This is a genomic window from Streptomyces sp. PH10-H1 (assembly GCF_030063355.1).
Lineage (GTDB): Bacteria > Actinomycetota > Actinomycetes > Streptomycetales > Streptomycetaceae > Actinacidiphila.
Genome location: NZ_JASISZ010000192.1, coordinates 1 through 2138 on the forward strand (window position 1 = coordinate 1; position 2138 = coordinate 2138).

2 protein-coding genes are annotated in these 2138 nt (G+C 71.4%); both read left to right on the plus strand.

The window, feature by feature from the left end:
- Positions 1-173 precede the first annotated feature (173 nt).
- The gene (locus QMK24_RS41095) at positions 174-1364 is read left to right on the plus strand and encodes a sensor histidine kinase (RefSeq protein ID WP_283472026.1); all 1191 of its coding nucleotides are present in this window, start codon (positions 174-176) and stop codon (positions 1362-1364) included.
- Positions 1352-2014, plus strand: coding sequence for a response regulator transcription factor (locus tag QMK24_RS41100; protein ID WP_283472027.1), 663 nt, complete (start codon positions 1352-1354; stop codon positions 2012-2014). Before QMK24_RS41095 ends, QMK24_RS41100 begins: the two co-directional genes overlap by 13 nt.
- Positions 2015-2138 lie beyond the last annotated feature (124 nt).

Here is a 2138-nt window from a genome sequence, read left to right on the forward strand (position 1 = left end):
AGCAACGCCCAACATCCTGACCGTTACCCCGGAGGCACACGGAACTCCGGCGCTTCGCGCCTCCAGGCCAAGGATGCGCTTCACCCCCGCCCCAAAGGGCGGAGCACCGCGCAAGATCAGAGGTAGACCTTGGTCGGTATCGGCGTGGGCTCGGCCGGTCGTACGTTGGCCACGTGAACACTGAAGCGAACTGTGACGATGTGGGGACCGGAGCGCAGTGCCGTCCAGAGCCGATGATCACCGCGCTGGTGGTCGCCGGGGTCGCCGCCCTGGCCGCGTTTACGATCTTCGGGGAGATCCAGGCACAGCGGACGATGGGTCTGCTCGGCCTGGACATCGCGGTCGGGGCGCTGAGCTGCGCGCTGGTACCTGTACTCCTGCGCTGGCCGGTGGCCTGCGCTCTGGCACTGAGTGTGCTGGCCGCCGTGTCGCCGGCAGCGACCCCGGCAGCCACGGCCGCTGCGCTCGTGGTCGCGCAGCGGCGACCGTTCCCGACAGCGGTCGAGGTCGCGGGCGCGGGGATCGCGATGCACGCCGTTCAGGGGCTGTGGCGCCCGGCCGGCGGGCTCTCCTTCGTCTGGTGGCTGGCGTTGATGATCGCCGCCTATGCCGCGTTGCTGGGCTGGGGCGCGCTCACCCAGGCGCGTCGGGCTCTGATGGCCTCGCTGCGCGAGCGGGCCCGCCGCGCCGAGGCCGAGCAGGGCCGCCGGGTGGCCGAGGCGCGGGTGTCGGAGCGCACGCGGATCGCCCGCGAGATGCACGACGTGCTGGCCCACCGGCTGTCACTGGTGGCGACGTACGCGGGGGCGCTGGAGTACCGGCCGGACTCCCCGCCCGAGCAGCTCGCCCTCGCGGCGGGGGTGGTGCGCGACGGTGTGCGCCAAGCGCTCATCGAACTCCGCGAGGTGATCGGCGTTCTGCGCGACGGGGAGACCACCGACGATGACGAAAGCGGCCAGCGACCGCAGCCGGTGCTCGCCGACATCCCACGCCTGGTCGAGGAGTCACACCACGCGGGTGAGCAGGTCGTTCTGGACGGCAGGACGCCGGATACCACCGTGGTGCCGGCCGTCGCCGGTCGGGCGGCCTACCGGGTCGTCCAGGAAGGACTCACCAACGCACGCAAGCACGCGGCCGGTCAGCCGGTGCACGTGGTGCTCGCCGGCGAGCCCGGCACGGAGCTGGTCATCGACATCCACAACCCGTTGTCCCGCGACGCGCCCGCCCGGCCGAGTGTCCCGGGCAGCGGAACAGGCCTGATCGGGCTGACCGAGCGCGTACACCTGGCCGGCGGCCGGCTCGACCACGAGACGACCGCGACCGGCGAGTTCCACCTGCATGCCCGGCTACCATGGCTGGGGTGAACAGTGCGGTGCGAGTGCTGATCGTCGATGACGACGCCCTGGTACGCGCCGGGTTGGCCATGATGCTCGACGGCGCCCATGGCATCGCGGTCGTGGGCCAGGCGGCCGACGGCGACGAGGTGCCCGACGCCGTCGCCGCGCATGCTCCCGACGTGGTGCTGATGGACCTGCGGATGCCGCGCCTGGACGGCATCACCGCGCTCGGCAGGCTTCGGCGCAGCCCGCGTCCACCCGAGGTCATCGTGCTGACCACCTTCGACACCGATGAGAACGTCGTGCAGGCGCTGCGCCTCGGTGCCAGCGGATTCCTCCTGAAGGACAGCCCGCCCGCACAGATCGTGGAGGCCATCCGGCGGGTCGCCGCCGGCGACCCGATCCTGTCCCCCGGCATCACCCGCCGCCTTATGGACCGGGTCGCCACCCAGGCCGGCGCCTACGAACGGGCCTGTGCCGCGCTGGCCGTCCTGAGCCCGCGCGAACGGGAGGTCGCCGTTGCCGTGGCCCGGGGGCGCACCAACGCCGAGATCGGCACCGCACTGCACATGAGCGTTGCCACCGTGAAGGCGCACATCACCCATGTCCTGACCAAACTGGCCGTCACCAACCGCACCCAGATCGCCCTCCTCGCCCACGACGCCGACCTCCTCTGAGCCTCGATCCACCGCGTGATTTCCGATCTTGGTTTTCGGGTGCCTTTCGCGGTTGTGGGGCAGGCCGGTATCCCGGATGACCGTTCCGGTGGCGGGTTCTCCGAGGTTCCTTGTGGTTGCGAGC

What these genes read in the sequence shown, in the direction of transcription:
- QMK24_RS41100 (WP_283472027.1), top strand. Translation starts at nt 1,352, where the DNA reads ATGGCTGGGGTGAACAGTGCGGTGCGAGTGCTGATCGTCGATGACGAC.